This window comes from Pseudonocardia sp. TMWB2A, assembly GCF_017312135.1.
Window position 1 is genome coordinate 3,628,835 of sequence record NZ_QKQY01000002.1, and the last position, 26,459, is coordinate 3,655,293.

General features: G+C 75.1%; 29 protein-coding genes. 16 read left to right on the top strand and 13 right to left on the bottom strand.

Annotated features, from left to right (window positions below):
- Nucleotides 1-8: 8 nt before the first annotated feature.
- Nucleotides 9-428, top strand: coding sequence for an SRPBCC family protein (locus DMP17_RS31580; RefSeq protein WP_208825606.1), 420 nt, complete (start codon nt 9-11; stop codon nt 426-428).
- On the opposite strand, the gene DMP17_RS31585 is transcribed toward DMP17_RS31580, so the two are convergent.
- Genes DMP17_RS31585 through DMP17_RS31595 form a run of 3 tightly spaced genes read right to left on the bottom strand, consistent with a single transcriptional unit; the run spans nt 365 to nt 3,692 of the window.
- Nucleotides 365-1,252, bottom strand: coding sequence for an alpha/beta fold hydrolase (locus tag DMP17_RS31585; protein ID WP_226356987.1), 888 nt, complete (start codon nt 1,250-1,252; stop codon nt 365-367). The genes DMP17_RS31580 and DMP17_RS31585 overlap by 64 nt on opposite strands.
- Nucleotides 1,249-2,109 carry an SDR family NAD(P)-dependent oxidoreductase gene (locus DMP17_RS31590; RefSeq protein WP_337831448.1) on the bottom strand — a complete coding sequence of 287 codons (861 nt, stop codon included), beginning with the start codon at nt 2,107-2,109 and terminating at the stop codon, nt 1,249-1,251. The genes DMP17_RS31585 and DMP17_RS31590 overlap by 4 nt, the downstream gene beginning before the upstream one ends.
- Nucleotides 2,109-3,692 carry a flavin-containing monooxygenase gene (locus tag DMP17_RS31595; protein ID WP_337831449.1) on the bottom strand — a complete coding sequence of 528 codons (1,584 nt, stop codon included), beginning with the start codon at nt 3,690-3,692 and terminating at the stop codon, nt 2,109-2,111. The genes DMP17_RS31590 and DMP17_RS31595 overlap by 1 nt, the downstream gene beginning before the upstream one ends.
- A 118-nt stretch (nt 3,693-3,810) precedes the next feature.
- On the opposite strand from DMP17_RS31595, the gene DMP17_RS31600 reads away from it, so the two are divergent.
- The 5 genes from DMP17_RS31600 (at nt 3,811) to DMP17_RS31620 (ending at nt 9,932) form a co-directional block, all read left to right on the top strand.
- A complete protein-coding gene (locus DMP17_RS31600; RefSeq protein ID WP_226365241.1) occupies nt 3,811-4,842 on the top strand; it encodes an AraC family transcriptional regulator in 1,032 nt (343 codons plus the stop codon).
- Between the two features lie 740 nt (nt 4,843-5,582).
- Nucleotides 5,583-6,224: a GntR family transcriptional regulator gene (locus DMP17_RS31605; RefSeq protein ID WP_337831450.1), complete on the top strand. Its 642-nt coding sequence runs from the start codon at nt 5,583-5,585 to the stop codon at nt 6,222-6,224.
- 51 nt (nt 6,225-6,275) lie between these two features.
- Nucleotides 6,276-7,280: a 1-aminocyclopropane-1-carboxylate deaminase gene (locus DMP17_RS31610; RefSeq protein WP_337831451.1), complete on the top strand. Its 1,005-nt coding sequence runs from the start codon at nt 6,276-6,278 to the stop codon at nt 7,278-7,280.
- Between the two features lie 62 nt (nt 7,281-7,342).
- The gene (locus tag DMP17_RS31615) at nt 7,343-8,536 is read left to right on the top strand and encodes a M20 metallopeptidase family protein (protein ID WP_337832761.1); all 1,194 of its coding nucleotides are present in this window, start codon (nt 7,343-7,345) and stop codon (nt 8,534-8,536) included.
- A 109-nt stretch (nt 8,537-8,645) separates the two neighbouring features.
- Nucleotides 8,646-9,932, top strand: coding sequence for an MFS transporter (locus DMP17_RS31620; RefSeq protein ID WP_226356993.1), 1,287 nt, complete (start codon nt 8,646-8,648; stop codon nt 9,930-9,932).
- Between the two features lie 5 nt (nt 9,933-9,937).
- Here the strand turns inward: DMP17_RS31620 and DMP17_RS31625 are convergent, their stop codons facing one another.
- The 6 genes from DMP17_RS31625 to DMP17_RS31650 form a co-directional block, all read right to left on the bottom strand.
- Nucleotides 9,938-10,945: a DUF5914 domain-containing protein gene (locus DMP17_RS31625; protein ID WP_337831452.1), complete on the bottom strand. Its 1,008-nt coding sequence runs from the start codon at nt 10,943-10,945 to the stop codon at nt 9,938-9,940.
- Between the two features lie 23 nt (nt 10,946-10,968).
- Nucleotides 10,969-12,579, bottom strand: coding sequence for an FAD-dependent oxidoreductase (locus tag DMP17_RS31630; RefSeq protein WP_337831453.1), 1,611 nt, complete (start codon nt 12,577-12,579; stop codon nt 10,969-10,971).
- Nucleotides 12,576-13,334 carry a class I SAM-dependent methyltransferase gene (locus tag DMP17_RS31635; RefSeq protein ID WP_226356996.1) on the bottom strand — a complete coding sequence of 253 codons (759 nt, stop codon included), beginning with the start codon at nt 13,332-13,334 and terminating at the stop codon, nt 12,576-12,578. Before DMP17_RS31635 ends, DMP17_RS31630 begins: the two co-directional genes overlap by 4 nt.
- A gap of 85 nt (nt 13,335-13,419) precedes the next feature.
- Nucleotides 13,420-14,538, bottom strand: a complete 1,119-nt coding sequence (locus DMP17_RS31640; protein WP_226356997.1) for a polyprenyl synthetase family protein — start codon at nt 14,536-14,538, stop codon at nt 13,420-13,422.
- Nucleotides 14,539-14,753: 215 nt separating this feature from the next.
- On the bottom strand, nt 14,754-15,149 hold the full coding sequence (locus tag DMP17_RS31645) for a hypothetical protein (protein WP_226365236.1): 396 nt from the start codon (nt 15,147-15,149) through the stop codon (nt 14,754-14,756).
- A 46-nt stretch (nt 15,150-15,195) separates the two neighbouring features.
- A complete protein-coding gene (locus DMP17_RS31650) occupies nt 15,196-15,525 on the bottom strand; it encodes a hypothetical protein (RefSeq protein ID WP_226356999.1) in 330 nt (109 codons plus the stop codon).
- 91 nt (nt 15,526-15,616) lie between these two features.
- Between DMP17_RS31650 and DMP17_RS31655 the strand changes: the two genes are divergently transcribed.
- A complete protein-coding gene (locus DMP17_RS31655) occupies nt 15,617-16,483 on the top strand; it encodes a hypothetical protein (RefSeq protein ID WP_337831454.1) in 867 nt (288 codons plus the stop codon).
- Here DMP17_RS31655 and DMP17_RS31660 read toward each other — a convergent pair.
- Together DMP17_RS31660 and DMP17_RS31665 are read right to left on the bottom strand one after the other, a co-directional pair.
- Entirely contained in the window at nt 16,437-17,633 is a 1,197-nt protein-coding gene (locus DMP17_RS31660; RefSeq protein ID WP_226357001.1) for an acyl-CoA dehydrogenase family protein, read from the bottom strand. The genes DMP17_RS31655 and DMP17_RS31660 overlap by 47 nt on opposite strands.
- 31 nt (nt 17,634-17,664) lie before the next feature.
- Nucleotides 17,665-18,882 (bottom strand): CaiB/BaiF CoA transferase family protein, encoded by a 1,218-nt coding sequence (locus DMP17_RS31665; protein ID WP_226357002.1) that lies wholly within the window; start codon nt 18,880-18,882, stop codon nt 17,665-17,667.
- A gap of 57 nt (nt 18,883-18,939) precedes the next feature.
- Between DMP17_RS31665 and DMP17_RS31670 the strand changes: the two genes are divergently transcribed.
- The 3 genes from DMP17_RS31670 to DMP17_RS31680 all read left to right on the top strand — a co-directional run bounded on the left by DMP17_RS31670 (nt 18,940) and on the right by DMP17_RS31680 (nt 21,360).
- A complete protein-coding gene (locus DMP17_RS31670; protein ID WP_226357003.1) occupies nt 18,940-19,650 on the top strand; it encodes an IclR family transcriptional regulator in 711 nt (236 codons plus the stop codon).
- A gap of 46 nt (nt 19,651-19,696) precedes the next feature.
- Nucleotides 19,697-20,794, top strand: a complete 1,098-nt coding sequence (locus DMP17_RS31675; protein ID WP_337831455.1) for a baeRF2 domain-containing protein — start codon at nt 19,697-19,699, stop codon at nt 20,792-20,794.
- Nucleotides 20,795-20,880: 86 nt separating this feature from the next.
- Nucleotides 20,881-21,360 (top strand): SRPBCC family protein, encoded by a 480-nt coding sequence (locus DMP17_RS31680; RefSeq protein WP_226357005.1) that lies wholly within the window; start codon nt 20,881-20,883, stop codon nt 21,358-21,360.
- On the opposite strand, the gene DMP17_RS31685 is transcribed toward DMP17_RS31680, so the two are convergent.
- Nucleotides 21,357-21,785 (bottom strand): DoxX family protein, encoded by a 429-nt coding sequence (locus DMP17_RS31685; RefSeq protein WP_226357006.1) that lies wholly within the window; start codon nt 21,783-21,785, stop codon nt 21,357-21,359. The genes DMP17_RS31680 and DMP17_RS31685 overlap by 4 nt on opposite strands.
- An 88-nt stretch (nt 21,786-21,873) precedes the next feature.
- On the opposite strand from DMP17_RS31685, the gene DMP17_RS31690 reads away from it, so the two are divergent.
- The 6 genes from DMP17_RS31690 (at nt 21,874) to crcB (ending at nt 25,499) form a co-directional block, all read left to right on the top strand.
- Nucleotides 21,874-22,161 (top strand): hypothetical protein, encoded by a 288-nt coding sequence (locus tag DMP17_RS31690; protein ID WP_226357007.1) that lies wholly within the window; start codon nt 21,874-21,876, stop codon nt 22,159-22,161.
- A 349-nt stretch (nt 22,162-22,510) separates the two neighbouring features.
- A complete protein-coding gene (locus DMP17_RS31695) occupies nt 22,511-22,978 on the top strand; it encodes a MarR family winged helix-turn-helix transcriptional regulator (protein ID WP_226365233.1) in 468 nt (155 codons plus the stop codon).
- Nucleotides 22,979-23,063: 85 nt separating this feature from the next.
- A complete protein-coding gene (locus tag DMP17_RS31700) occupies nt 23,064-23,504 on the top strand; it encodes a MarR family winged helix-turn-helix transcriptional regulator (RefSeq protein ID WP_226357009.1) in 441 nt (146 codons plus the stop codon).
- A complete protein-coding gene (locus tag DMP17_RS31705; protein WP_337831456.1) occupies nt 23,501-24,748 on the top strand; it encodes an MFS transporter in 1,248 nt (415 codons plus the stop codon). The genes DMP17_RS31700 and DMP17_RS31705 overlap by 4 nt, the downstream gene beginning before the upstream one ends.
- The gene (locus tag DMP17_RS31710) at nt 24,745-25,134 is read left to right on the top strand and encodes a fluoride efflux transporter FluC (RefSeq protein ID WP_337831457.1); all 390 of its coding nucleotides are present in this window, start codon (nt 24,745-24,747) and stop codon (nt 25,132-25,134) included. The genes DMP17_RS31705 and DMP17_RS31710 overlap by 4 nt, the downstream gene beginning before the upstream one ends.
- Nucleotides 25,131-25,499, top strand: coding sequence for a fluoride efflux transporter CrcB (gene crcB / locus DMP17_RS31715; RefSeq protein ID WP_226357012.1), 369 nt, complete (start codon nt 25,131-25,133; stop codon nt 25,497-25,499). The genes DMP17_RS31710 and crcB overlap by 4 nt, the downstream gene beginning before the upstream one ends.
- Before the next feature lie 27 nt (nt 25,500-25,526).
- Here crcB and DMP17_RS31720 read toward each other — a convergent pair whose 3' ends face one another.
- Nucleotides 25,527-26,450: a LysR family transcriptional regulator gene (locus DMP17_RS31720; RefSeq protein ID WP_337831458.1), complete on the bottom strand. Its 924-nt coding sequence runs from the start codon at nt 26,448-26,450 to the stop codon at nt 25,527-25,529.
- Between the last annotated feature and the right edge of the window lie 9 nt (nt 26,451-26,459).

The following is a 26,459-nucleotide window of genomic DNA, read 5'->3' on the forward strand; positions in this document are numbered from 1 at the left end:
CGTCGTCGATGCGCCTGACACTGCACGCCCGCGGCCCGCAACCCGCCGACGAGGTCTGGGAGCGCTACGCCGTGCCCGCCCGCTGGCCGGAGTGGGCGCCCTACATCCTCGGCGTCGACACCGCGGCGGACCGGATCCGCCCCGGCGTGACCGGGCAGGTCCGCGGCCCGCTCGGCGTCACGGTGTCCTTCGCCGTCACCGAGGTCGACGAGCGCGCCCGCACCTGGGCCTGGGACGTCGCCCTCGGCGCCAGTGCCTCCCCGCTGAACCGGGTGCGGCTGAGCCTGGACCACGGCGTGCGGCCGTCCGGGGCCGGTACCCGGACCTGGCTGACCGTGCACGGCCCGCCCGCCGTGGTCCTGCCCTACCTGGTGCCGGCGCGGCTGTCGCTGGAGATGCTGGTCCGCCGCCCCGCCCGGGCGAGGTGATCGCAGGCCAGCGTCGCGAACGCGCCGGGCACCTCGATCTGGGGCATGTGCCCGACCCGGCCGAACACGTGCGTCGTGACCTGCGGGAGACGGCCCGCCGCGCGCAGCTGGGCCGCGGGCAGGATCAGGTCCCGCTCACCCCACACGACCAGCGTCGGCTTCGGGGCGCGGGCGAACGCGTCGAGCAACGCGCGCCGCCAGCCCGGCCGGACCCCGCGGACGGTGCCCAGCTCGGCCGCGACCTCGGCGAAGGTCAGTGCGAACTCCGGCCGCCGCGCGATCTCCACGGCGCGGGCGACCCGCTCGTCGGTGACCAGGGAGCCGTCGACGAACAGGGACCGCTCCGAGCGTCGCGCCGCCGTGGCGTCCAGGTGGCCCAGCAGGAACCGGCCCAGCAGCGGCACCCCGATGACCCGCAGCGCCGGGGTCACCTCGGCACCGAACCCGGCGGGGTCGGCCAACACCAGCGAGACGACCCGCTCGGGGTGCCGGGTGGAGATCAGCAGCGCGACGGCGCCGCCGAGCGAGTTGCCCATGACGTGCGCCGGCCGGGTCTCCCCGAGCGCGTCGAGGGTGGCGAGCGCGGTGTCGGCGAGCTTCTCCAGCGTCGCCGGGCCGGGCACCCGGTCGGAGTGGCCGAACCCGGCCAGGTCGAGCGCGACCACCCGGTACCGGGACAGGAACTCGTGCTGCGGGTCCCAGTCCTCCAGGCTGCGGCCGATCCCGTGCAGCAGCAGGACCGGCTCACCGGCGGGGTCGCCGGACTCGCGGACCCGGATCCGGGTGCCGCCGACGTCGACGAAGCGGGTCTGCGGGAGGGTCATCGCGTGCGCGCCGCCTTCGCGTTCCCCGAGGCGCCCACCAGCTTCGCGAAGATCCGGATGCTGTTCGCCGGGGCGAGCCGGGCCAGCAGGTCCGGGACCTTCGCGCTGATGCCGATGAGCAGCCGCGGGCGGCGCTTCGCGATCGCGTCGACGATCAGCTCGGCGGCCTTCTCCGCGGGGAAGGTCAGCAGCTTCTCGAAGTCCTTCTTGCCGCGCTCGGCCTCCTCGGCCGGGATGTTGACCCCGACCCGGGCGCCGGCGGCGATCCCGGTCCGGATGCCGCCCGGGTGCACCGTGGTGACGGTGGCGCCGACCTGGGCGAGCTCGGCGCGCAGTGCCTCGGAGAAGCCGCGGATCGCGAACTTCGACGACGAGTACGCCGACTGCCCGGGCGGGGCGATCAGCCCGAACAGGCTGGACACGTTGACCACGTGCGCGCCGGGCCGCGCGGTCAGCGCGGGCAGCAGGGCGTGGGTCAGCCGCACCGGGGCGCGGAAGTTGACGTTCATGACCCAGTCGAACTCGTCGAGGGTCAGCCGGGCGAAGTCCCCGCCGAGCGCGACGCCGGCGTTGTTGACCAGCAGCCGGATCTCCGGGTGACCGGCGAGGATCCGGGTGGACAGGGCGTCGACGGCGTCGCGGTCGGCCAGGTCGACGGTCTCGGTGGTCACCGACAGGCCGGGGTGCTTCGCGCGGATCGCCGACGCGACGGTGTCGAGCCGGTCGCCGTCGCGGTCGACGAGCACCAGGTCGCTGCCGCGCTCGGCGAGCAGGCGGGCCACGTGCTCGCCCATGCCACCGGCGGCACCGGTGACGACGGCGGTGCCCTCGGCGAAGCGGAACGGTGAGCGGGCCATCAGGAGGCCACCTCCTGCTGTGCGGTCGCCGGGGCGGCGACGGTGTCGGCGGCGATGCCGGACGCGGTCGGGGTGGGGACGCGGGCGTCACGGGCACCCAGCGCCGAGGCGGGGGTGAGGATCATGTCCCGCTTGAGGTCGGCGCGGCCGAGCCCGACGGCGTCGAGGAAGAAGTTCTGGTGCAGCCGCCACGGGTCCTTGCGGCCCTGGCGCGGGAACAGGTGCTCCGAGCGCTTCACGTAGTTCGACTCGATGTCGAGCAGCGGCCGGTCCGGGGACGCGGTCGGCGCCGGCGTGGCGACGGCGATCCGCTCGCGGTCCATCAGCGCGAGCAGCTTCGGCACGTAGCGGGCGACGAGGTCGGCGCGCAGCGTCCAGGACGCGTTGATGTAGCCGATGCAGAACGCCAGGTTCGGCAGGCCCGACAGCATCAGGCCGCGGTAGGTGACGGTCTTGCCGATGTCGACCTGCTCGCCGTCGACGTGGATCGTGATGCCGCCCAGCGGGCTCAGCGACAGGCCGGTCGCCGAGACGATCACGTCGGCCTCCAGCTCCTCGCCCGACCGCAGCCGGATGCCCTTCTCGGTGATCCGCTCGATGTGGTCGGTGACCACCGAGGCGTCACCCCGGTTGATCGACTTGTAGAAGTCGCCCTCGGGGATGACGCACAGGCGCTGGTCCCACGGGTCGTAGCTCGGGGTGAAGTGCTTGTCCACGTAGGACTCGTCCTTGAGGAACTTCAGCGCGAGGCCGCGCAGCACCTTCTTCACGCGCTCCGGGCGGCGCCGCGCGAGCTGGTAGAACGCCTGGGTCAGCGTCACGTACTGCAGCCGCAGGATGGCGTGCGCGACCGTGGCGGGCAGGAAGCGGCGCAGCTGGTCGGCGACCGGGTCCTTGCTGGGCAGCACCGTCAGGTACGACGGCGAGCGCTGCAGCATCGTGACGTGCCCGGCCTTCGCGGCCAGCGACGGGATCAGCGTGACGGCGGTGGCGCCGGACCCGATGACGACGACCTTCTTGCCGGTGTAGTCGAGGTCCTCCGGCCAGAACTGCGGGTGCACCCAGGTGCCGGCGAAGTCCTCCCGGCCCGGGAACTCCGGCTGGAAGCCCTTGTCGTAGTCGTAGTAGCCCGAGCACATGAACAGGAACGAGCAGGTGTAGCGCTTCGGGCCCTGCGCGGTGGTGGTGTCCACCGTCCAGCGCGCGGTGGCCGAGTCCCAGGACGCACCGACGACCTTCGTGCCGAAGCGGATCCGCTCGGTCACGCCGTACTCGCGGGCGGTCTCGGTGATGTAGCGGCGGATGTCGGCGCCGTCGGCGATCGACTTCGGCTCACGCCACGGCCGGAACGGGTAGGCCAGGGTGAACATGTCCGAGTCCGAGCGGATGCCCGGGTAGCGGAACAGGTCCCAGGTACCGCCGATGTTCTCGCGGCCCTCGAGGATCGCGTAGTCCTTACCGGGCAGCTCCTGGTGCAGCCGGGCCGCGGCGCCGATGCCGGAGAGCCCGGCCCCGACGATGATCACGTCGCGGTGCTCGCCGGCGGTGCTGTCCGGAGCGGGCGTCGTGCCGGCCTGCGTCATGTGGTCCTCCTCATCGGGCGCGTCCGCGCTGACTACCTCTGTTGACCGAGATCCAGTCTGCCCCAAACCTACCCGGAGTAACTTGACCTGGCGCGACAACAACTTACCCTCGTACGACATGGGCACCGGATCACTCACCCGGGCGAGGGCGTTGCGGGGGCTCGTCGCACTCGTCGGCGAGCTGGGCGGCGACGGAGCGGAGCTGTTCGCACGGTTCCGCATCCCGATCGACGCCGTCGAGGGAGTCGACCCGGATGCGCTGGTCCCGACCCGGTCGGTGGCCCGGGTGCTGGAGACCGCGGCCGCCGAGCTCGGGTGCGGCGACCTGGGCCTGCGCCTCGCGCAGCGGCAGGGCCCGGAGATCCTCGGGCCGCTCGCCGTCGCCGTCCAGAACTCGGCGACCCTCGGCGACGCGCTCGACTGCGCCTCGCGCTACCTCTACGTGCACAGCCCGGCGCTGACGATCGGCGCCGTCGCCGACCCGGAGGGCGTCGCCGGGGTGACCGGGCTGGAGTACGGCAGCACCGACCCGCTCCCGCCGCAGGCCGCCGACCTGGGTGTGGGGGTGCTGCATCGGATCGTCGGGCTGCTGTCGGGCGGGCCCTACGGGCTGCGGTCGGTGCACCTGCCGCACCCCGCTCCCGCCGACGCCGACCGCTTCCGCGAGTTCTTCGGCGCCGAGGTCCGCTTCGACCGGCCCGCCGCCGTGCTGCGCGTGCCCGCCGACCTCGTGCGACGCCCGCTGGCCGGCGGCGACGAGACCGTGCGCGCCATCGCCATCGAGTACCTGGAGACCCATTTCGACCGGCCCGGGCGCACCGTCACCGACCGGGTGCGGGCCGCCGTCGACCGGTCGCTGGGGTCGGGGCCGGTGCGGATCGGCTCCGTCGCCCGGCTCCTGCGGGTGCATCCCCGCACGCTGCAGCGTCACCTCGCGGGGGAGGGGGCGACGTTCGAGCAGGTCGTCGACGACGCCCGCCGGGACACCGCCGAGCGCCTGATCCTGCGGACCGACCTGCCGTTCACCCAGGTCGCGGCGATGATCGGGCTGGCGGAGCAGTCGGCGCTGTCCCGCGCGTCGCGGCGGTGGTTCGGGACGCCCCCGCGGGAGCTGCGCAAGGCCGGGCCGGCCGGGCTGCCGGTGGGTTGACGGCTCCGCCGGTTCCGCCGCTTCCGCCGGTCCCGGCGCGTCCGTCGGTCCCGCCTGCCTTGCCCGCGTCCGTCGGTCCGGCCGGGTCTGAGTCCCTGCCGGCACCCGTCCCGAGCCCGGTCCGCAGTCGCCTGCATCCGCTCTGCGGTCCCTGTGCGCGACGATGTCCGTCGCGCGGTCCGCGTCCGCGACCCGCTGCGCGTTTCGTGGACGCTCCAGGGTGGGCGGGGCTCATGATCGTCGTCCGGGAAGGGATCGGTGCCGTATGCGGCACCGATCCCTTCCGTGGTGCCGATCATGATGTGCGCGTCCGGTCCGGCTCGCGGGCGCCCGGCCCCACTCGGCCTCGTCCGACCGCCCGGCCCCGCCAGGCTCGTCCGTCCCGGTCCGACCGCCCGGCTCGCCTGGTCGCCAGGCCCGCGATCCCGGACCCGCCCCCGCCCCGGGCTTCGCCGCGCTGTCCCCACCTCGGCAGGCCTGGTGCGCGGTCCGTTCCCGCCGGGCCCTGGGGCCGCGGACGACTCGGGTCCGGACAGCTCCAAGATCGCTACGAGAGAGCGGATCGGTGCCGTATGTGGCACCGATCCGTTCCGAGAAACTGATCATGATCGTTCCGCCCCGGCTCCGCCCGGCCCGATCCGCCGCCCCGGCCCTGCCCCCACCCGCCCCGATGCCCCGGACAGCAACCCACATCCAGAATGACTCTTACCTACATCCGAAATATCGGATACCGTCGAGCCATGCCCATCCCGTCCCGTGCCGCCGGAACCGACCGCATGCTGTTGCGCGACCAGGCGTTCCGGACGCTGCGTGCGGCGATTGTCGACGGCACGCTCGAACCGGGGGAGCGCCTCAACGACGCCGAGCTGTGCGAGTGGCTCGGCGTCTCCCGCACCCCGGTGCGCGAGGCGATCGCCCGGCTCGAGCAGATCGGGCTGGTCAGCGTCCGCCCCGGCAGCTCGACCACGGTGAGCGCGCTCGACGTGCGCGCCACCGTCGAGGCGCAGGCGGTGGCGGCCGCGATGCACGAGCTCGCCGCCCGCGAGGCGGTACCCGTGCTGACCCCGGCCGACCTCGACGCGATGGTCGCGGCCAACGACGACTTCGCCGCGTCGCTGGCCGCCGGTCAGGTCGACGCGGCGATCGCCGCCGACGACGCGTTCCACGGCGTGCTGGTCCTCCGGTGCGGCAACCGGCGGGTCACCAGCGTGCTCGACGACGTCACGCCGCTGCTGCGGCGGATGGAGCGGTCCCGGTTCGCGTCGCTGACCGGCCGGTCCTCGGTCGCCCAGCACGCCGGGATCGTCGAGCTCGCCCGCGCGGGGGACGCCGAGGGCGCCGCCCGCGCGAACCGCGACAACTGGCTGACACTGCGTCCCTGAGCGGACGCGGCACCCGGAGCCCACCCACCCCGACCAGGTCAGGAGACCGACGTGTCACTGGACGACTTCGCGCGCCACCCGCTGCTGTTCGGCCCGAGCCCGGTCCACCCGCTGGACCGGATGACCGCCCACCTCGGCGGGGCCTCGATCTGGGCCAAGCGCGAGGACTGCAACTCCGGGCTGGCCTACGGCGGCAACAAGACCCGCAAGCTCGAGTACATCGTCCCCGACGCACTCGCCGCCGGTGCCGACACGCTCGTCTCGATCGGCGGCTACCAGTCCAACCACACCCGCCAGGTCGCCGCCGTCGCGGCGAAGCTCGGGCTCAAGGCCCGGCTGGTGCAGGAGAAGTGGGTCGACTGGCCGGACGCGGTCAACGACAAGGTCGGCAACATCCTGCTGTCCCGGATCATGGGCGCCGACGTGCGGCTGGACCCGGCCGGGTTCGACATCGGCATCCGCGACTCCTGGGAGCGGGCCATGGAGGAGGTCCGGGCCGCGGGCGGCACGCCCTACGGCATCCCGGCCGGCGCCTCCGAGCACCCGCTGGGCGGGCTGGGCTTCGCCAACTGGGCCCGGGAGGTCGCACAGCAGGAGGCCGAGCTGGGCGTCTTCTTCGACACGATCGTCGTCTGCTCGGTCACCGGGTCCACCCACGCGGGGATGATCGCCGGCTTCGCCGAGCAGGACCGGCCGCGCCGGGTGATCGGCATCGACGCCTCCGCGACGATCGAGAAGACCCGCGACCAGGTCGAGCGGATCGCCCGCAGCACCGCGAAGCTCATTGGCCTGGACCGCGAACTGCGCGCCGACGAGATCTCGGTGCTGGAGGGCTGGGCCGGCGACCTCTACGGCATCCCCGTGCCGTCCACGATCGACGCGATCCGGCTCACCGGCGAGCTCGAAGGCATGATCATCGACCCGGTGTACGAGGGGAAGTCGATGGCCGGGCTGATCGACCTGGTCCGCTCCGGCGAGATCGGGCCGGACTCGACCGTGCTCTACGCCCACCTCGGCGGGCAGCCGGCGCTCAACGCCTACGCCGGCGCGTTCTGAGCGCCGCCGTGACCGACACCGTGAGCACCGTGGGCGGCACGACGCTGCGGGCGGCCCGGCGGATGCGCGACGGCCTGGTGACCCTCCGCCACGAGCTGCACGCCGACCCCGAGATCGGCCTGGAGCTGCCCCGCACCCGGCAGAAGGTGCTCGACGCGCTCGACGGGCTCCCGCTGGAGATCCGGCAGGGCTCCTCGTGCACCTCGGTCACCGCCGTCCTGCGCGGCACCCACTCCGACGACGACGCCCCCGTGGTGCTGCTGCGGGCCGACATGGACGCCCTCCCGGTGCACGAGGAGATCGACGTCGCCTACCGGTCCCGCACCGACGGGGTGATGCACGCCTGCGGGCACGACCTGCACACCGCGATGCTCGTCGGGGCGGCCCGGCTGCTTGCCGACCGCCGCGACGAGCTCGCCGGCGACGTCGTGCTCATGTTCCAGCCCGGCGAGGAGAACTTCGACGGCGCCCGGCACATGATCGACGAGGGGGTCCTCGACGCCGCGGGCCGCCCGGTCACCGCCGCCTACGGGCTGCACGTGTTCTCCGCCGACCTCGAGCCGGGGGAGTTCGCGACCCGGCCCGGGACGTTGATGTCGGCCACCGACGAGGTGCACGTGACGATCACCGGGCGCGGCGGGCACGGGTCGATGCCGCACCTCGCGGCGGACCCCGTCCCGGCCGTCGCGGAGCTGGTGACCGCGCTGCAGACCATGGTGACCCGCCGGTTCGACGTGTTCGACCCGGTCGTGCTCACCGTCGGGTCGCTGCACGCCGGCACCAAGGCCAACGTCGTGCCGGAGACCGCGCGCCTGGAGGCCACGCTGCGCACGTTCTCCGCGGCCACCCGCGACCGCTGCCTGGCCCTGGTCGACGAGCTCGCCCGCGGGATCGCCACCGCGCACGGGGTCCGGGCCGACGTCGAGGTCGTCACCCTCTACCCGGTCACCGAGAACGACCCGGACGAGGCCGCCCTGCTCGCGGCCACGGTGGCCACCGAGTTCGGCCCGGACCGGTTCCGGCACCTGGCGAACCCGCTCGCCTGCTCGGAGGACTTCTCGAAGGTCCTCCAGCACGTCCCCGGCTGCTTCGCGGCACTCGGGGCCCGGCCGGCCGCGCTCCCCGCGGAGGCGGCCTCCTACAACCACTCGGCGCACGCGCAGTTCTCCGACGACGTCCTCCCGGACGGAGCGGCGCTGCTCGCCGCGCTCGCGCTGCGGCGGTCCACCGGCCGCCCGGACCGCGCCCGCACCTGACCCGGTGCGGCGCAGCACCACCCCGGTCGACGAGGGGACCGACCACGGCCCGTCGACCGGTCATGACGCACGACCACCACCGTCCCTCCGGCACGAGGAGTGATCGTCCATGGCCAGCCTCGACGACAGGTCCACCGTCATCCCGGGCGCGGACCGGCGCACGTCCCGCCGCGCCGTCGTCGCCGCCTCGATCGGCAACGCCCTCGAGTGGTACGACATCATGATCTACAGCTACTTCGCGGTCGTGATCAGCGCCCTGTTCTTCCCCGCGGAGAGCGAGTTCGTCGCGCTGCTGCTGACCTTCGGCACGTTCGCGATCTCCTACGTCATCCGTCCGATCGGCGCCGTCGTCATCGGCAACATCGGTGACCGCCGCGGGCGCAAGGCCGCGCTGAACCTGACCATCGTGCTGATGTTCGTGGGCACGCTGGTGCTGACGCTCGCGCCCACGCACGCACAGATCGGGGTCGGCGCCGCCGTGCTCGTGCTCGGCGCCCGCCTGCTGCAGGGCTTCTCCGCGGGCGGCGAGTTCGGCTCGGCCACCGCGTTCGTCACCGAGAACGCCCGCCGCGGCAAGGCGTTCTACGCGAGCTGGCAGTCCGCCACCCAGGGTGCGGCGCTGCTGCTCGCCGCCGTCGTCGGGCTGCTGCTCACCACGGGGCTGAGCGAGGAGCAGCTCTACTCCGGGGGATGGCGGACCGCGTTCGCGGTCGGCCTGCTGATCGGCCCGGTCGGGCTGTACATCCGGCTGCGGATGGACGACACCCCGGAGTTCCGGGCGGCCGAGACCGTCAAGTCCCCGATCCGCGAGACGCTGCGCAGCAACCGGCTGCGGATCGTCACCGCCGCGGGCTGCGTCGGGCTCGGCACGGTCAGCATGTACCTGCTGCTCTACATGCCCACCTTCGCGATCGCGAACCTCGGGCTGCCGAGCTACGCGGCCTACATCGGGGGTGCGATCGGTGGCGCCACGGTGCTCGTGGCCGCCCCGCTCATCGGGGGCCTCGCCGACCGGGTCGGCTGCACCCCCATCATGGGCGCCGCGGGCGTCTGCGGCGCGGTGCTGTTCGTCCCCATGTTCGCGCTGCTGAGCGACCGGCCCAGCGTGCTCGGGCTGACGCTGTTCCAGGCCGTCCTGGGTCTGGTCCTGGCGTTCTACTTCGCGCCGCTGCCCGCCCTGCTCAGCTCGCTGTTCCCGACGAACGTGCGGGTCACCGGGATGTCGATCGCCTACAACGTCGGCGTCCTGCTGTTCGGCGGCACCGCACCGCTGGTGTTCACGACCCTGCTCGAGACGACGGGGTCGCCGGTCTCACCGGCGTACTTCATGGTGTCGGTGGCGGTCGTCTCGGTGCTGGCCGTCACCGTGGCCCGGCGCCGCTTCGCCCAGCGCTGACGGTCCTACCGGGCGCGCAGCGCGTAGCGGCGCTCGGCGTAGTCGAGGTCGTCGCGCCACAGCCGGGCGGCGGCCGCGGCCATCGCCGGGCGGATCGCCGGGGCGAGCTTCGAGGCCACGGAGAACCCGGGCCGGTCCGACCCGGCGACGACGGCCTCGATCACCGCGGTCCGCGGCCGCCCGTCGCGGTCGGTACCGCGCGGGGTCGCGTGGGTCTCGACGACCGAGCCGACGCCCTCGCCCTCGACGATGCGCATCACCACCGTCCGCGGCTCCGGGCACACGAACTCCGCCCGCGCCGGGACGCCGAGCCCCGGCCCGACCTTGAAGGTGACGGTGACCAGGAAGCGGTCGTCGGACTCGGCGACGTCGGTGACGGCGGGCGCGGAGTCCACCGTCAGCTTCTGGAACGAGTACGGGTGGAACCAGGCGCCGTGCCACGGGTCGAGCCGGTTGGCGACGATGTCCTCGGGCTCGCACACCCCGGTCAGGGTGGTCACGGCGTCGAGGACCGCGCCGGCCGGGCGGGCCGGGACGACCGGGGCGTCGGTCGGCTCCTCACCGCCGACGTCGTCGAGCCGGGTCCAGACGAGCACCCCGTCGTCGTGGACCGGGTGCACCGCCCAGCCGGGGCCGGACCGGGCGCCCAGGCGCAGCCCGTGCCAGCGGCACACCAGCTCGCCGCAGTCGACGGCCGCCAGCGCCATCGGCGCACCGAGGTGCGGGCAGGCGCCGGGACCCACGCGGACCGTCCCGTCCTCCTCCCGCCACGCGACGAGCTCGACCCCGCCGATGCGCACGCCGAGCGGCCGGTCGCCGCGGACCTCCCGGCTCGCGGCGACCACGAACCAGTTCCCCGACGGGCGCGCCTGCGCCCGCTCCAGCGCGGCCGAGATCAGCTTCGGGTCCGCGCCGGCGTAGGTGGGCTTCTGGGCCGCCCACTTCTGCGACGGCAGCGGCTGCAGCGGCCAGTGGGACGGCCAGTTCGCGGTGAGACGGGAGAGCAGGGTCATGACGTGGTGTCCTTCGACGGGTGTCAGGTGCGCATCGCGTACTGGGCGGCGCGCCGCAGCGGACCGAGGCGGCCGCTGGTGGGGACGGTCTCGAGGGGGTGGCCGGCCAGGCCCCAGCCGGCGAGCAGCCGGTTCGCCGCCTGCCAGCCGGTGCTCGCGGCACGCTCCATGAGCGCGACCGGCAGGTCGATCCGGATGCCGTCGCCGGCCAGCACCAGGCCGTCGACGGGGGTGGCGACGGTGGGCCGCCGCGCGAAGTCGCCGACCCCGAACATCGGGCAGTCCGCCCGCCACTGCACCAGCTCGCCGACCACCCCGGCGCCCGCGGTCTCCGGGTAGAGCTCGTGCAGCCGGGCGACCGAGCGCCGGCGCAGGTCGGCGGTCCAGGTGTCGTCGTCGACGCCCGGGGGCGGGGCCGCGGAGTAGGCGTGCAGCTCCACGACGGACCCGCCGTGCCGGTCCGCCCAGCCCGCGGCGTCGCGCTCGTAGCGGTCCAGCACGGAGATGTTGTCGAGCGGGTCGAGCCCGCCGGTGCCGAGGAACGGCGGCCGGGTCGCGTCGACGGGCCGGTCGAGCCAGAGCCGCTGCACGAGGAACGGCGGGGCGCTGCCCAGCGCGGCGACGTCGTCGCGCCAGCGGGCGAGCACGTCCGGCCCGTCGACGGCCGACGCGGGGTCGCCCAGGCCGGGGGAGGCGGCGACGATGTCGCGCAGCCCCCGCACGTCCGTGGCCAGCACGACCGCGTCCGCCTCGCTGCCGCCGCCGTCGCGATGATTCACGTGGAACCGTCCACTGCCGACACCGTCCACCGGGGACCGTTCCACCGAGGACACCTCGACCCCGGTCCGGAACGTGACGCCGCGGGTGGTCAGGTAGTGGCGCAGCGGCTCCCACAGCGCGGTGTCGAAGCCCGCGTCGGGCACGTCGAACATCAGGCCCTCGGAGGAGCCGAGGAAGTAGATGTGGAACATCGTCGCGAGCTCGGCGGCCGACATCGTCGAGGGCGGCGCGAAGAAGCTGCGGGAGAACACCTCGAACGCCAGGTGCCGGGCCGCGGGCGGGAAGTTGATCGACTCGACGAAGCTCTGCGCGTCGACGTGGTCGATCGCCTCGTAGATGCCGGGCACGCTGACCGCGGCCAGCGGCGCGGCGGCGCGGGCGTCGAGCCGCAGCAGGTCCGACGGGCGGAACGTGGGGCTGCGCAGCGCGAACAGCACGGCGTTCCACGGGGGCGTGCGCGGCAGCCCGCGGAAGGTGTCCCGGCGCCCCTGCGCGTCGACGAGCGGGTAGTCCTCCAGCGGCACCAGCCGCTCCAGCCCGGGGTCGCCGCGGCGCAGCAGCGCGCGCAGGTTGTAGTACTGCCGGAAGAAGGCGTGGAAGCCGCGGCTCATCGACACCGGCGTGCCGTCGGGCAGCGTCTCCGACCAGCCACCGACCCGCCCGCCCAAGTAGGGCTCACGCTCCAGCACCTCGACGACGACGCCGCGCTCGGCCAGCCCGGTCGCCGCGGCCAGCCCGGCGATCCCGCCCCCGACGACGACCGCCCGCGGCCGCCGCCCCAGCTGCCCGGCGTCGCCGAGGCCACCGGCGGGCTCGTGGCGGACGCGGCGCGGGTCGGTCGGGCGGGCGGTCACGACCGCGTCCCGAGCACGGTGTGCACGACGCCGTTCTGCCAGCCGGTCATGGTCTCGGAGTGCACGGCGTCGAACCCGGCGGCGCGCACGCGGTCGCGCAGGCGGCCGATGCCGTCGAAGGTGTTCACGCTGCGCCACAGGTGCCGGTACAGCGCGGTCTCGCCGGTCGTCATCCGGCCGAGCGGCACGATGATCCCCCAGCAGACCGCGTGCCAGGACAGCCGGGCGCGGGGGGAGTCGGCGACCGAGTACTCGTGCAGCGCGAGCACCCCGCCCGGGCGCAGCAGGTCGTGGAAGCGGCGCAGCTGGGCGTCCGGGTCGTCGAGGTTGCGCAGCAGGTAGGCGGCGAGGATCCCGTCGAACGGGCCCTCGACCCCGTTCTCGGCGAGGGTCTCGGCGGTGGAGTGCACGAACCGCACCGACGCCGGCCACGGCTTGGTGCGGGCGCGCTCGAGCATCCCGGCCGAGGCGTCGACGGCGACGATCTCGGCGCGCGGGGCGACCCCGAGCAGTGCCGCGGTGGAGGCTCCGGTGCCGCAGCCCGCGTCGAGCAGACGCAGCCCGGCCCCGTCACGGGGGAGCCGCATCCGGGCCGCGGACGCGCGCAGGTGGTCGTGGTAGCCGGGGTTCATCCCCACCAGGCGGTCGTAGTCGGCCGCGCCGTCGTCGAAGTGCGACGGGACCTGCTCGCGGGGCAGGCCGCCGCGGCCGACGGTTCCGGGGCGGGTGGGACGGGACGGGGAACGGTCGGCCATGTCCGCGAGCCTAGGACCGCCGGCGTCGCACGGCGCGTCGGGTCGCATCCTGTTGCACCGCAGCCACTCGCGGGGGTGAGCCCGGTCAGGAGACCCGGTCGGCGCAGCGCACGGCCATCGCGCGCAGCACCGCGGCGACGTCGTCGCCGAGCACCCCGTCGGCGACCGCGCCGTCGACGAGCCGCAGCGCACCCTGAACCCGGGTGGCGATGAGCTCCTCGATGCGGCGGCGGGCCCCGGTCGACTCGATCGCCACCCGCGCCGCGGCGACGTCGACCGGGCCGTCGGCCTCGTCGGAGCCGTGCAGCAGCGCGTCGAGGGCGCCCCGGGTGGCCGGTCCGGCGACCTCGCGGGCCAGCACGACCAGGCTGGTGGCCTTGCGCTCGGCCAGGTCGTCGCCCGCGGACTTGCCGGTGGCGTCGGTGCCGAACACGCCCAGCACGTCGTCGCGCATCTGGAAGGCCTCGCCGACCATCGTCCCGTAGTCGCCGAGCGCCGCCAGCAGCTCCGGTCCGGCCCCGGCCATCGCGGCGCCGAGCTCCAGCGGGCGCCGGACGGTGTAGTTGCCGGACTTGCGGCGCAGCACGTCCATCACCTCGTCGAGGGTGGGGACGCGGCGGGCCTCGTTGAGCAGGTCGGCGAACTGTCCGACGGCCAGCTCCGAGCGCATCTCGTCGTAGCGCGGCCAGCCGCGGTCGAGCACCGCACGCGGCAGCCCGCTCTCGCGCATCGCCTGCTCGGCCCACACCAGGCACAGGTCGCCCAGCAGCACCGCGCCGGACTCGCCGAACCGGTCCGGGCAGCCGGACATGCCCTGGCCGCGGTGCCAGGAGGCGAGCTGGACATGCACCGTCGGCCGGCCGCGGCGCAGCTGCGAGCGGTCCATGACGTCGTCCTGGAGCAGGGCGAAGGCGTGCAGCAGCTCCAGCCCGGACACGGCCGCCAGCGCGGCGGGGGAGTCCGGGGCGGCGGCCCGCCAGCCCAGGTATCCGAACATCGACCGCAGGTACTTGCCGCGGCCGACGAAGTCGCTCAGGACCCCGGCGACGAAGTCCGCACCGCGCATCGAGTGCACGTGCTCGGCGCACCGGAGCCGCACGGTCTCGTCGACGTGGGCCCGGACCCGGCCGCGGATCTCCGCGACCCAGTCCGGGTGGGTGGGGACGTGCTCGAGCCGCCGGTCCTGCCCGGTCTCCACGAACATCGCGCGGCCTCCCGTCGGGTCGCCTGGGGTGGTGAGCGGCCGGACGTCGGCGTCCGGACCCGGTCGGGGGCCGAGGGCACCGCCGGGCCGGGTCCTGTCGAGGGTATGGGGGGTGTCGTGATCGCGCGCGCCGAATCGGACGGACCACCCCGGTCGGGTTCGGACGGAGCGGCCACGTGGTTCGGGTGACCCACGTCACTGGCCGTCCGGGCCGGTCAGCCGGCCCGGAGGAACGACCAGGCGGCCAGCCACACCGACCCGGCGACGAGTGCCATCGCCCCGGGCACGTGCACGATCAGGCCCGGGATGTCGCCGAACCACGCCTGGACGAAGGTGAACGCGAAGACCGCCACGGCGAGGACCGACGGCCACCACGCACCGGCGGTGACGACGCGGAGCCACACCGCGGCCGCCGCGGCGAGCCCGGTGACGACGTGCAGCACGATCGCGCCGGTGCCGTGCGGGCCGACGTCGCCGCCGGTGAACAGGCCGGCGGCGGTCACGAACTGCCAGGCCAGGACGACGACGGACGCGGTCGCGAGCATCCGCAGGACCAGGACGGGGGTGGAGCGGGTGACGTCGGGGGCCGCGTGGCGGTGTGGGGCGGACATCCTCGCAGTCTGCCGACAACCGGCCGCAGGTGCACGAACCGGGCGTTCAGGCCATCGCGGGCGCGAGCTCGCGCGCGACGACGACGGCGGCCCAGGCCGGGAGGAAGTGCCGCGCCGGGTCGAGCGCGGGGGAGCCGGTGACCGGGGTGAAGTGGTGGTCCACGAACGCGCGCAGCGCCGCGGAGTGGCCGAGCCGGTCCGGCACGAACGGCACGTCGTCGCGCCAGCCGCACTCGCAGGCCGCGCGGTAGGCGACGGCCGGGGCGCGGCGTGCGTCGGTCCAGATCCCCGTCGCGCGGCCGTCGGCGGTGTCCGCGCTGACGAACCCCTCGTGGTCGTCCGACCCGGGGATCTCCACCGGTCCGATGTAGAGCACGCGGTGATCATCCCCGGGTGCCGCAGGTGCGCAACCCGGGGTGGGACGGGTGGGCGCTCCGGTTCGTCCGGCGGTCGTCCGGCGGTCCCGCGTGGCAGGCTGGACCGGTGGCGGACGACGAGCGGGGCGAGGCGGTGCTGGCCGCGGCGACCGACGCGGCCGCCGCGAGTTCGGTGACGACCTGGTGGCGGCCTACACGCTCGGTAGCCTCGCGCACGGCGGGTTCGCCCCCGCCGTCAGCGACGTCGACCTGGCCCTGGTGCTGCGGGAGACCGGCGGCGGCACGGCCTCGCGGGTGCACGACGTCGTCGCCGCGGCCCGGGACGCCGCCGCGGGCACCGACGGGCTCGCCGAGCGGCTCTCGGTGTTCTGGGCCGACCCGGACACCGTGCGCCACGGCCCCGGCGGCCGCCCGGCCCGCCTGCCCGCCGTCGACCGGCTCGACCTGCTCGACTCGGGCGTGCTGCGCCACGGCACGGACGTCCGCGACGGCGCCGTGCCGCCCACCCACGACGAGCTGGTCCGCGGCTCGGCGGAGTTCCTCGTCGAGCGGGTGGACGACGCCTGGCTCGCCGGGGTCGCCGACCCGGCGGCACTGCTGGCCCGTGGGCCGCGGGCGGTCACCAAGACGGTGCTGTTCCCGGTCCGGTTCCTGCACACCCTCGTGACCGGGGAGATCGGCCGCAACGACGCCGCCGTCGCGTCCTACGACGGCGCCCACCGCGACCTGGCCGCCGCGGCGCTGCGGTGGCGCGACGGGGCGCTCGGCGAGCGGGTCGCGGCCTGGACCCTGCTGACCGACCACCTCGCGGGCCTGTACCAGGAGTGCGTCGACGCCCATCTCGCGGCGCTGCCCGGTGACGACCCCGCCGTCACCGGGCTGCGGGCGCTGCGCGACGCCCTGGCGGTGCTCAGTGCTTCGCGGGCCGCCGTCCCACGAACGCCCCGATCCCGGTGACCGCGCGCCCCACGACCAGGGTGTTGATCTCCTTGGTGCCCTCGTAGGAGTAGAGGGCCTCGGCGTCGTTGAAGAAGCGGCCGACCTTGTTCTCCAGCAGGATCCCGTTGCCGCCGAACACCTCCCGGGCCCGGGCGACCGCGTCGCGCAGCATCAGCGTGGCCTGCCGCTTGGCCAGGGCCGCCTGCTCGTCGCGGAAGGTGCCGTCGTCCTGCATCTGGGCGACCTTCACGGCCATCCCCAGCGAGGCGACGACGGCGCCCAGGATCGACACGAGGTGGTCCTGGACCAGCTGGAACGACGCGATCGGCTGCCCGAACTGGACGCGCTCGACCGCGTAGTCGCGGGCCAGCTCGAAGACCCCCGCCATCGCGCCGACCGCGTTCCAGGCGACGCCGCCCCGGGTCACCCGCAGCACCCGGTTCGTGTCGGCGAAGGTCTGTGCGCCGGGCAGCCGGTTCGCCTCCGGGACGCGCACGCCGTCGAAGGTGAGGTCGGCGTTCTGCACGGTGCGCAGCGCGAGCTTGCCCTCCATCTTGGTGGCGGTGAACCCGGGCATGCCCTTCTCGACGACGAAGCCCTTGACCGAGTCGTCCGCCACGTCGCGGGCCCACACGACCACCAGGTCGGCGAAGGTGCCGTTGCCGATCCAGCGCTTGGCGCCGTCCAGCACCCACTCGTCGCCCTCGCGGCGGGCGGTGGTCTCCAGCCCGCCCGCGACGTCGGACCCGCCGTGCGGCTCGGACAGCGCGAACGCGCCGATCTTCTCCATCCGGCGCATGGCGGGGAGCCAGCGGTCCTTCTGCTCCGGTGACCCGCACAGGTCGATCGAGGTCAGCGCGAGCCCGGCGTGCACCCCGAAGAAGGTCGCCATCGACGGGTCGACGCGGGACAGCTCCATCGACACGAACGAGGTGAGCAGCCGCGAGTGGGCGGGCCGGTCGGGCCACTCCCGCGCCAGCCCGACGACGTCGAGCTCGGCGAACCCCGGGATCAGCTCGTGCGGGAACTCCGCGCGGTCCCAGTAGTCGTCGGCGATCGGGGCGATCTTCTCCTCGGCGAAGGTGCGGACCCGGGCGAGGATCTGCTGCTCCTCGGGGGCGAGCAGGTCGACGTAGCCGAAGAGGTCGGCGGGAAGCGGTGCGGTCATGACTCCTCCAGAGTGGCGGGCACGGCGGTCGTCATCGGGCGAGCACCCCCTGCTCCTGCAGGGCGGCGATCTCGTCGTCGGTGCGGCCCAGCTCGCGCAGCACGTCGGCGCCGTCGGCGCCCAGCGCGGGGGCGGGGGTGCGCATCCCGCCCGGGGTGGCGGTGAACCGGACCGGGAAGCCGATGGACCGGTAGCGGCCCTCGGTGGGGTGCTCGGCCTCGGTGAGCAGGCCGCCGTCGGTGACGTAGGGGTCGGTCTCGGCGTCGTCGACGGCGAGGACGGGCGCGAACGGGACCGAGTGCCGCGCACACAGCCGCGCCCACTCGTCGGTGGTGCGCTGCGGGGCCAGCTCGCCGATCAGCGCGTACAGCTCGGGCTGGTGCGCGGCCATCGCGGGGGAGGTGGCGAACCGCTCGTCGGCGGCGAGGTCGTCGCGGCCGGCCGCGGTGAAGAAGTCGGCGATGTTGCGCGGGGTGTAGGGCAGGATGCAGGCCCAGCCGTCCTTCGTCGCGACGGCCTCGTGCCCGGCGGCCATCGACCGGTTGAACCCGGTCGGGCCCTCCGCGGGCACGAAGGTGTGCCCGGACAGGTGCTCCACCAGGTTGAACGCGAGCAGCGTGTCGGTCATCGGGACCTCGACCAGCTGCCCCTCGCCGGTGGCCCGCTGGTGGATCACCGCGGCCAGCGTGGAGTAGGCGATCGTCAGCGCGCACACCTTGTCGGCCAGGATCGTCGGCGCGTAGGACGGGGTGCCGGTCGCCCGGCGCATCAGGTCCACCATCCCCGAGGACGCCTGCACGATCTCGTCGTAGGCGGCGCGGTCGGCGAGCTCGGAGTCGCTGCGGAAGCCCTGCGCGCGGACCTGGACCAGGCGCGGGAAGCGCTCGGCGACCCGACCGGGGTCGAGCCCGAGCCGGTCCAGCGCACCCGGGCGCATGTTCGTCACGAGGACGTCGGCGGTGTCGAGCAGGTCGTCGAGCACCGCGCGGCCGGCGTCGGTCTTGAGGTCGAGCGCCACCGAGCGCTTGTTGCGGTTCACGTTCAGCGCGAGCGCGCCCATCCCGGGGTTGCGCTGCGGCAGCGTGCGGCGGGTCATGTCCCCGGCCGGTGGCTCGATCTTGATCACCTCGGCGCCCAGGTCGCCCAGGATCTGGCAGGCGTACGGGCCCATGACCACCGACGCCAGGTCGATCACCCGCAGCCCGTCCAGTGCGCCACCCATGTCGTGCTCCCCTCGGTCGCTCGCCATCACGTTCTCCATGAGCATGGCTAACTTCTCTCGCTCCTGCGAGCTAGTCTTACCCATATGCGTAACCACCACCGGACCGTGGACCGGGTGGCCGGTCTGCTGGAGGCCGCCGCACGCCGACCCGACGGCAGCACCCTGTCGGAGCTGGCCCGCCGCGTCGGCGCCCCGGTGTCCTCGGTGCAGAAGCTCGTCGACGGCCTCGTCGCCACCGGCTACCTCGACGACCGCGACCGTCGGTACACCCTGGGCCCCGCGCCGTGGATGCTCGCGGCGAGAGCGGGGGAACCACCCGTCCCGGCGATCCCGCACGAGGCGCTCGACCAGCTCGCCCGGCACACCGGGCTGCCGGTGCTGCTCGCCGCCCGGATCGGCGACGACGCCGTCTACCTCGACTGGGCGGGCGCCGACGAGGGCTTCGACGTGGCGCTGTCGGCCCGGGTCCGCGCACCGCTGCCCGACACCGCGGCCGGCCGGGTCCTGCTCGCCCACCTCGGCCCGGCCGAGCGCAAACGGGTCGCGCTCGCCGCGCACGAGGGCGACCCCGGCGCTGCCGCCGCGCTCCTCGACGCCTGCGCCCGGATCCGCGCCGACGGGTTCGAACGCGGCGCGAGCGGCACCCTGCTGCCCGGCGCCGTCGCCGTCGCGGTCGCGCTGCGCCACGACGGCCGCGTCACCGGGGCGCTCTCGGCCGCCGACCGCGGGTCCGGGCCGCTGCCCCCCGGGGTCGCCGAGGCCCTCGCCGACGCCGCCCAGGCCTGGTCGACCTGAGCCGGCGCGACGTTTGCCCCCCGGTGTGCCGGGAAGGCGACGGGTGATGCGTACCGACTGGATCCGACCCCTGAACGACAGCGACGGCCCCTTCGCGACCGTCGTGCTCGACGCCACCCACGACACCTCCGACGCCACCGAGCAGTACCGCCTGCGCTGGCGCGACCTGCGGGAGCGCCTCATCGACGACGGAGCGGACGAGTCGGTGCTCGCCGTCCTCGACGAGGCCGTCACCGCCGCCGACGCCCCCGACGGCACGGCCGGGCGGGTCCTCGTCGCCGACGCCGCACGGGTCCTGCTCGACCGGCACACCGAGTTCCCGCCCGAGCGCGGGACCGCGGCCTGGGGCTCGGTGCCGGACCTGCTGGGCGTGCTCGGCGCGGTGGGGGAGGACGTGGCGACCGTCGTCGTCTCGGTCGACCGGACCGGGGGCCGGGTCCGCGGTGTGGACGGCACGGTCTCCGAGGTGTCGGCCGACTCCGGCGGCCCGGTCCACAAGGCGAGCACCGCGGGCCCCGGCGAGGGCTCCGCGGACGCCCGGGTCGAGGAGACCTGGAAGCGCAACGCCCAGGCCGTCGCCGAGCGGGTCGAGAAGTCCGTCCGCGCCGGCAACGCGGGCCTGCTCGTCGTCGCCGGGGACGCGGAGTCCCGGGCCCGCCTGCGCGACGAGCTCCCGCCGGGCTCGGCCGGGATCATGGCCGAGATCGAGAACACCGGCGGCACGGTGCCCGAGCAGGTCGACGACACCGTCCGTGCCGCCGCCGACGAGGTCCGCGAGACCCGCCGCGGCGAGGCCCTCACGAGCTTCGCGACCGCGTCCGGGCGCGGCGACGGGCTCGCCGTCACCGGGCTCGGCGACGTCACCGGGGCCACCCGCGCGCACGCCGTCGAGACGCTGCTGGTCGACCCGGCCGCGGTGCCCGGCACCGAGCTGGTCGCCGGCTCCGACCCGGCCGCGGTGGGGGAGAAGGCCGACGAGCTCGTCGGCGACACCCCGGTGCTGTCCGGTCCGGCCGCGAACGTCCTGGTCCGCGCCGCCGCCGCGACCGGCGCCGCCGTCGTGCTGATCCACCCCGGCGACGACGTCACGCTCACCGACGGCGTCGGCGCCGTCCTGCGCTTCCCGGTCGGCCCCGCCTCCTGAGCGCGCCACCGTCGTGCCCCGTCCCCGTCCCCGTCCCCGTCCCCGTCCCCGGGCCGGACCGGCCGGGACGGGGCATGATCGGGTCCATGAGCGACCAGCGGATCGAGACCTCGCGCATCGTCGACGCGAGCCCGGCCGAGATCTTCGCCGTGCTCCGTGACCCGCGCGGGCACGTGGCCATCGACAGCTCCGGGATGCTGATGTCGGCCGAGGGCGAGCCGGTCTCGGCGGCCGGGGACACCTTCGTCGTGCACATGGACCGCGAGTCGCTCGGCGACCGCCCGATGGGCCGCTACGACGTCACCGTGCACATCGCGAGCTACGTGCCCGACCGCGAGATCTCCTGGACCATCGTCGGTGTCATGCGCCCGCCGGTCGGCCACGTCTACGGCTACCGGCTGGAGCCGGTCGGCGAGGCCGACGGCGGCGGCACCCGGGTCGTCTCGTGGTGCGACTGGTCCGACATCCACCCGCAGTACCGCGACTCCGGCCTGTTCCCGGTGATCTCCGCGGCGTCGCTCAAGGCGACCCTGGGCATCCTCGCCCGGACCGTGCAGACGTCCTAGGCGACGCGGCGGCGGCCCCGCCGCAGCAGGACGCCGGAGCCGCACGCCCACAGGGCCCACACCACCAGCAGCGGCTGGACGAGCAGCCGGGTCGCACGGGCGCCGTCGCTGTCCAGGCCGAACGCGTCGGTGCCGGTGACGTACTGCGCCACGTTGCCGGGGAACACCAGCACGAACAGCGCCGCCGCGACCAGCCCGGCGTGCGGCCGCAGCCGGGCCGGTGCGAGGAGCACCGCGGCCCCGACCGCGATCTCGACGAGCCCGGACACGAGCACCACCGCGCCGGGCGCGGGCAGGAACGGTGGCACCTGGGCCAGGAACCGGGCCGGGACGAGCAGGTGGGCGACGCCCGCTCCGACGAGGAACGCGCCCAGCAGCAGCCGGGCGGTGGTGCGGACCGCGTGCACGGCGCCTCCGGACGTCATCGATTCTGGGTATCCGCGGCCCCCGGCCGAACCGGGGACCGGACGGGGCGCGGACACCCCGGGACCACCCTTCCACGGAGGCCCCGACATGACCGCTCCTGAGACCGTCCCGCCACCCGGTGACTACGGCGACGGCCCGGTGTTCCTGCGCGTGCACCGCGCCCGAGCCGCCGGGCACTGGCCGGTACCCGGTTTCGACCGCGAGGTGAACGACCGCGTCCTGGCCGCCGACCCGGACCACGACTGGGTCCGCGTCCCGCAGGGCAACAGCCGGTGCGGGCACGCCGACCGCGACCGGCTGCTCGCCGACCACGCGCTCCCCGGTGACGCGGTCGAGGTGGTGCGGTTCCGCCCGCCACCCGGCCGCCGGCGCTGACGGGCGGTCGCGGTACCGCCGTCGTACCGACCCGCCGGTACCCCGTTGCCGCAGCGGGGTACCGGCGACCGGGTCACGGTGCGCGTCCGCACTGGGCGCTGCGGGTGAACCGCAGCCGTTTGCGATTGAATCGCGCAGAGTCGGGGAAACTGCATGACACGAGCTTCTGCACGGACCGGGCGCTGGGGAGCCTTCCGGTCCGTCGGCCCCGGGTCCGGGGTGCGACCGCTTCGGGGGTGGTCGCGCCCCGGACCCGTTCCTCGCCTCCCCGACCTGCGGGCGCCGTCGCGGCGAGCCCGATCCTGCGGGCTCGGATGAACTCCCGACATCGAGCGCTTACCCTGTGGGAATGACCGAGCCCGGAACCGTTGCGCCGCTGGCGCTCGACGAGCAGCTCTGTTTCGCGCTCCACTCGGCGTCCCGTGCGATGACCGGGTGCTACCGCCCGATCCTCGACTCCATCGGCCTGACCTACAGCCAGTACGCGGTCCTGCTCGTGCTGTGGGCCGAGGAGACGGTGCCCCAGCGGGAGCTCGGCGAGCGGATGTTCCTCGACAGCGGCACGTTGTCGCCGATGCTGACCCGGCTGGAGGGTCACGGGCTGGTCACCCGCGCCCGTCGCCCGGACGACGAGCGCACCGTGCAGGTGTCGCTGACCGAGAAGGGCAAGGCGCTGCGCGAGCAGGCCGCCGCCGCGCAGGACCAGGTCATCAAGGCCACCGGCATGTCGATGGACGAGCTGTTCCGCCTCCGCGACGACCTGCAGCGGCTCGCGTCCCGGCTCCGGTCCGCCGAGTCCGAGGCCGCTCCCGCCTGACCGGGGCGCCGCCCCGTCCGCCCGCGCCCGGCGCGGATCGTTGCACGGGTATATGCTTGCTGACAGGCAAACATATGGAGTGTGCATGAGCGGCCTCGACCCCGACGAGCTGGCGCGGCTGCGCACGGACCTGGCCCGGATCGCCCGGGGCCTGGACCGGGCCACCCGCGGCTCCGACCTCACCCGCAGCGCCCTGTCGGTGCTCGGCACCGTCGCGGTCCGCGGCCCGATCGGGATGGGGGAGCTCGCGACCGTCGAGGGCGTCAACCCCACCATGCTGTCGCGCCTGGCCGGCAAGCTGGAGGCCGCCGGGCTGCTCGTCCGCGACACCGACCCCGACGACGGGCGCGCCGTGCGCGTCGCGGTCACCGAGGCCGGTGCGGCCGAGCACCGCCGGCGCCGCGAGGAACGCACCCGGCTGCTCGCCGCACACGTCGACGCCCTGACCCCCGACCACGCCGCACGGCTGCGGGCCGCGCTGCCCGCGCTCGACGCGCTCGCCGGCGCCCTGCGGGACGCCCGGTGAGCGCCGGTCCGGACCAGGCGCCCCGCTCGACGCTCGCCCGCACCTTCGCCGCGCTGTCCGGCCACAACTACCGGCTCTGGATCGGCGGCCAGTCGATCTCCCTGGTCGGCACCTGGATGCAGTCGATCGCCCAGTCCTGGCTGGTGTACGAGCTGACCGGGTCCGCTGCGGTGCTCGGCACCGTCGTCGCCGTCCAGACCGTGCCCACCCTGCTCCTCGGGCCCTACGCCGGGGTGTGGGTGGACCGCCTCGACCGGCGACGGCTGATGGTCGGCCTGCAGACGATGATGGGCCTGCAGGCCGCGGCACTCGCCGTGCTCACCCTCACCGGCACCGTCGCGCTCTGGCACGTCTACGTGCTGGCCGCGGTGCTCGGGCTGAACAAGGCCGTCGAGAACCCGGCCCGGCAGACCTTCGTGCACGAGCTGGTCGGGCCCGAGGACCTGCGCAACGCCGTCACCCTCAACTCGGTCCTGGTCAACGCCGCGCGCGCGGTCGGACCGGCCGTGGCCGGGCTGGTCATCGTCGCGGGCGGGACCGGGATCTGCTTCGCGGTGAACGCGGTCAGCTTCGTCGCCGTCGTGACCTCGCTGCTGCGCCTGGACACCTCCGCGCTCATGCCCACCGCTCCGGCGCCCCGGGCGCCCGGACAGCTGCGCGAGGGGCTCGCCCACGTGCGCGGCAACCCCGAGCTGCGCGTGCCGCTGGTGATGATGGCGCTGATCGGCTGCCTGGCCTACGAGTTCCCGGTGGTGCTGCCGGTGGTGGCCTCGCAGACCTTCGGCGGCGACGCGGCCACCTACGGCTGGCTCACCGGCGCGATGGGCGTCGGCGCGGTCGTCGGGGGGCTCGTCGTCGCCGGGCACGGGCGGACCGGGGTGCCGATGCTGGTGCGCACCGCGCTGCTGTTCGGCCTGGTCCTGGGGCTCGCCGCGGTCGCGCCGTCGCTGTGGGTCGCGCTGGTCGCGATGGGGCTGGTCGGGATGGCCAGCGTCGCGTTCATGGCCGGCGGCAACTCGACGCTGCAGCTGGCCTCGGCCCCGCACATGCGGGGCCGGGTGATGGCGCTGTGGTCGGTGGCCTTCCTCGGGTCCACCCCGATCGGCGGCCCGATCGCCGGGTGGGTCAGCGAGCAGTGGGGCGGTCGCGGCGGGCTCGCCCTGGGTGCGGTGGCCTGCCTGGTCGCGGCCGCGATCGGCCTGCCCACGGCGCGCCGCGCCGCCCGGGCGGAGGCCGCCGGGTGAGCGCGCCCGGCCGGCCGGCGGTGCTCGCGGCGGTCGCCGCCGGCGGGGTGGTGGGTGCCGAGGCGCGCTGGCTGCTCGGGCTCGTCGGCCCGCCCGCCCCGTGGACGACGCTGATCATCAACGTCACCGGCTGCCTGCTGATGGGGGTGCTGATGGTGCTGGTCACCGAGCGGTTCCGGGCCCACCCGCTCGTCCGCCCGGCGCTGGGCGTCGGGGTGCTCGGCGGGTACACGACGTTCTCCACCTACGCCGTCGACGTCGCCGCGCCGGCCTTCGGCTCGCCGGGGTCGCTGGCGCTGATGGTCGGCACCCCGGTGCTCGCCGTCGCCGCGACGGCGCTCGGCGCGACCCTGACCCGCGCGCTCGCCGGGGGAGGAGCCCGGTGACGGCGCTGTTCGTCGCCCTCGGTGCGGCCGTCGGGGCGCCGCTGCGCTACCTCGTCGACACCGCGGTGAAGGCGCGGACGCCCTCGGCGTTCCCGTGGGGCACCTGGGTGATCAACGTGGCCGGGTCCTTCGTGCTCGGCGGCGTGGTGGCGCTGACCCCGCTGTTCGGGCCGGGGTTCGCCGCGCTGCTCGGCACCGGGTTCTGCGGGGCGTTCACCACCTACAGCACCTTCGGCTGGGAGACGCTGTCGCTGCTCGAACGCGGCCGCACCGCGCTCGCCGTGGGCTATGCGGCGGCGAGCGTGGTGGTCGGTGTCGCGGCCGCACTGGCCGGGCACGCGCTGCTCACCGCCGTCGCCGCCTGAGCCGGGTCGCGCCGGGGTCCGGCCGGGTCAGCGGATCCGGCCGCCGGTGGCGATCCGCAGCAGGTCACGGGCGGTGCCGCGGGGCGAGGTGCCCTCCCGCCAGACGGCGCGGAACTCCCGGGTCAGGTCGAGGCCGCGGACGTCGACGACGACCAGCGACCCGGCCGCGACGTCGGCGCCGACCACCGCCCGCCCCAGCACCGCGGGGCCCTCACCGGCGCGGACCGCGGCCCGCAGGGCGGCGTCCGCGGCGTACTCGCGCCGCGGCGGCACGGGCCCACCGGCACCGGCGGCGTCGAGCGCGGCCTCCAGCGCGGGCCGGGCCCCGGCACCGGGCGGCCGGGTGAGCAGCGGGGTACCGGCCAGCTGTGCGGCATCGACGCCGTCGGACCCGGCCCACGGGTGCCCGGGGGCGACGACGAGCGCCAGCGGGTCCGATCCCACCGTCGCCGCGTGCAGGTCCTCCAGCGGGCCGGGCGTGGACACCACACCGACCGCCGCGTCACCGGCCCGGACAGCCGCCGCCGGGTCCGGGGTGTCGCGCAGCACGACCCGCCCGCCCGGACCGTCGCGCAGCTCGACCAGCCAGGCCTGCAGCAGACACTCCGCGACCACCGGGTTCGCGGCCAGGACGACGGTGTCCTCCCCGGCCGGCTCGTCGCGCAGCGCCGCGACCGCGACGTCCAGGTCGGACGCGGCGGCCAGCAGCGGGCCCGCCCACTCCACGAGCAGGACCCCGCGGGTGGTGAGCCTGCTGGACCGCCGCCCCCGACGGGCCCGTTCGAGCACCGGGCCCCCGACCTGCTGCTCGGCGGCCCGGATCCGTGCGGACGCGGCCTGCACCGTCAGCCCGAGCCCCTCGGCCGCGGCGGACATGCTCCCGGTGCAGGCGATGTCACGGAGCAGGGCGAGAGCGGTCAGGTCGGGGACGCGTGCGGGTGCGGTGGCCATCGGGACCAG

Excerpts from the sequence above, each read along its gene's own strand:
- DMP17_RS31580 (WP_208825606.1), top strand. The coding sequence starts at position 9 with ATGCGCCTGACACTGCACGCCCGCGGCCCGCAACCCGCCGACGAGGTC.
- DMP17_RS31585 (WP_226356987.1), bottom strand. The coding sequence starts at position 1,252 with ATGACCCTCCCGCAGACCCGCTTCGTCGACGTCGGCGGCACCCGGATC.
- DMP17_RS31590 (WP_337831448.1), bottom strand. The coding sequence starts at position 2,109 with ATGGCCCGCTCACCGTTCCGCTTCGCCGAGGGCACCGCCGTCGTCACC.
- DMP17_RS31595 (WP_337831449.1), bottom strand. The coding sequence starts at position 3,692 with ATGACGCAGGCCGGCACGACGCCCGCTCCGGACAGCACCGCCGGCGAG.
- DMP17_RS31600 (WP_226365241.1), top strand. The coding sequence starts at position 3,811 with ATGGGCACCGGATCACTCACCCGGGCGAGGGCGTTGCGGGGGCTCGTC.
- DMP17_RS31605 (WP_337831450.1), top strand. The coding sequence starts at position 5,583 with ATGCCCATCCCGTCCCGTGCCGCCGGAACCGACCGCATGCTGTTGCGC.
- DMP17_RS31615 (WP_337832761.1), top strand. The coding sequence starts at position 7,343 with ATGCGCGACGGCCTGGTGACCCTCCGCCACGAGCTGCACGCCGACCCC.
- DMP17_RS31620 (WP_226356993.1), top strand. The coding sequence starts at position 8,646 with ATGGCCAGCCTCGACGACAGGTCCACCGTCATCCCGGGCGCGGACCGG.
- DMP17_RS31625 (WP_337831452.1), bottom strand. The coding sequence starts at position 10,945 with ATGACCCTGCTCTCCCGTCTCACCGCGAACTGGCCGTCCCACTGGCCG.
- DMP17_RS31635 (WP_226356996.1), bottom strand. The coding sequence starts at position 13,334 with ATGGCCGACCGTTCCCCGTCCCGTCCCACCCGCCCCGGAACCGTCGGC.
- DMP17_RS31640 (WP_226356997.1), bottom strand. The coding sequence starts at position 14,538 with ATGTTCGTGGAGACCGGGCAGGACCGGCGGCTCGAGCACGTCCCCACC.
- DMP17_RS31645 (WP_226365236.1), bottom strand. The coding sequence starts at position 15,149 with ATGTCCGCCCCACACCGCCACGCGGCCCCCGACGTCACCCGCTCCACC.
- DMP17_RS31660 (WP_226357001.1), bottom strand. The coding sequence starts at position 17,633 with ATGACCGCACCGCTTCCCGCCGACCTCTTCGGCTACGTCGACCTGCTC.
- DMP17_RS31665 (WP_226357002.1), bottom strand. The coding sequence starts at position 18,882 with ATGGCGAGCGACCGAGGGGAGCACGACATGGGTGGCGCACTGGACGGG.
- DMP17_RS31670 (WP_226357003.1), top strand. The coding sequence starts at position 18,940 with ATGCGTAACCACCACCGGACCGTGGACCGGGTGGCCGGTCTGCTGGAG.
- DMP17_RS31675 (WP_337831455.1), top strand. The coding sequence starts at position 19,697 with ATGCGTACCGACTGGATCCGACCCCTGAACGACAGCGACGGCCCCTTC.
- DMP17_RS31680 (WP_226357005.1), top strand. The coding sequence starts at position 20,881 with ATGAGCGACCAGCGGATCGAGACCTCGCGCATCGTCGACGCGAGCCCG.
- DMP17_RS31685 (WP_226357006.1), bottom strand. The coding sequence starts at position 21,785 with ATGACGTCCGGAGGCGCCGTGCACGCGGTCCGCACCACCGCCCGGCTG.
- DMP17_RS31690 (WP_226357007.1), top strand. The coding sequence starts at position 21,874 with ATGACCGCTCCTGAGACCGTCCCGCCACCCGGTGACTACGGCGACGGC.
- DMP17_RS31695 (WP_226365233.1), top strand. The coding sequence starts at position 22,511 with ATGACCGAGCCCGGAACCGTTGCGCCGCTGGCGCTCGACGAGCAGCTC.
- DMP17_RS31700 (WP_226357009.1), top strand. The coding sequence starts at position 23,064 with ATGAGCGGCCTCGACCCCGACGAGCTGGCGCGGCTGCGCACGGACCTG.
- DMP17_RS31720 (WP_337831458.1), bottom strand. The coding sequence starts at position 26,450 with ATGGCCACCGCACCCGCACGCGTCCCCGACCTGACCGCTCTCGCCCTG.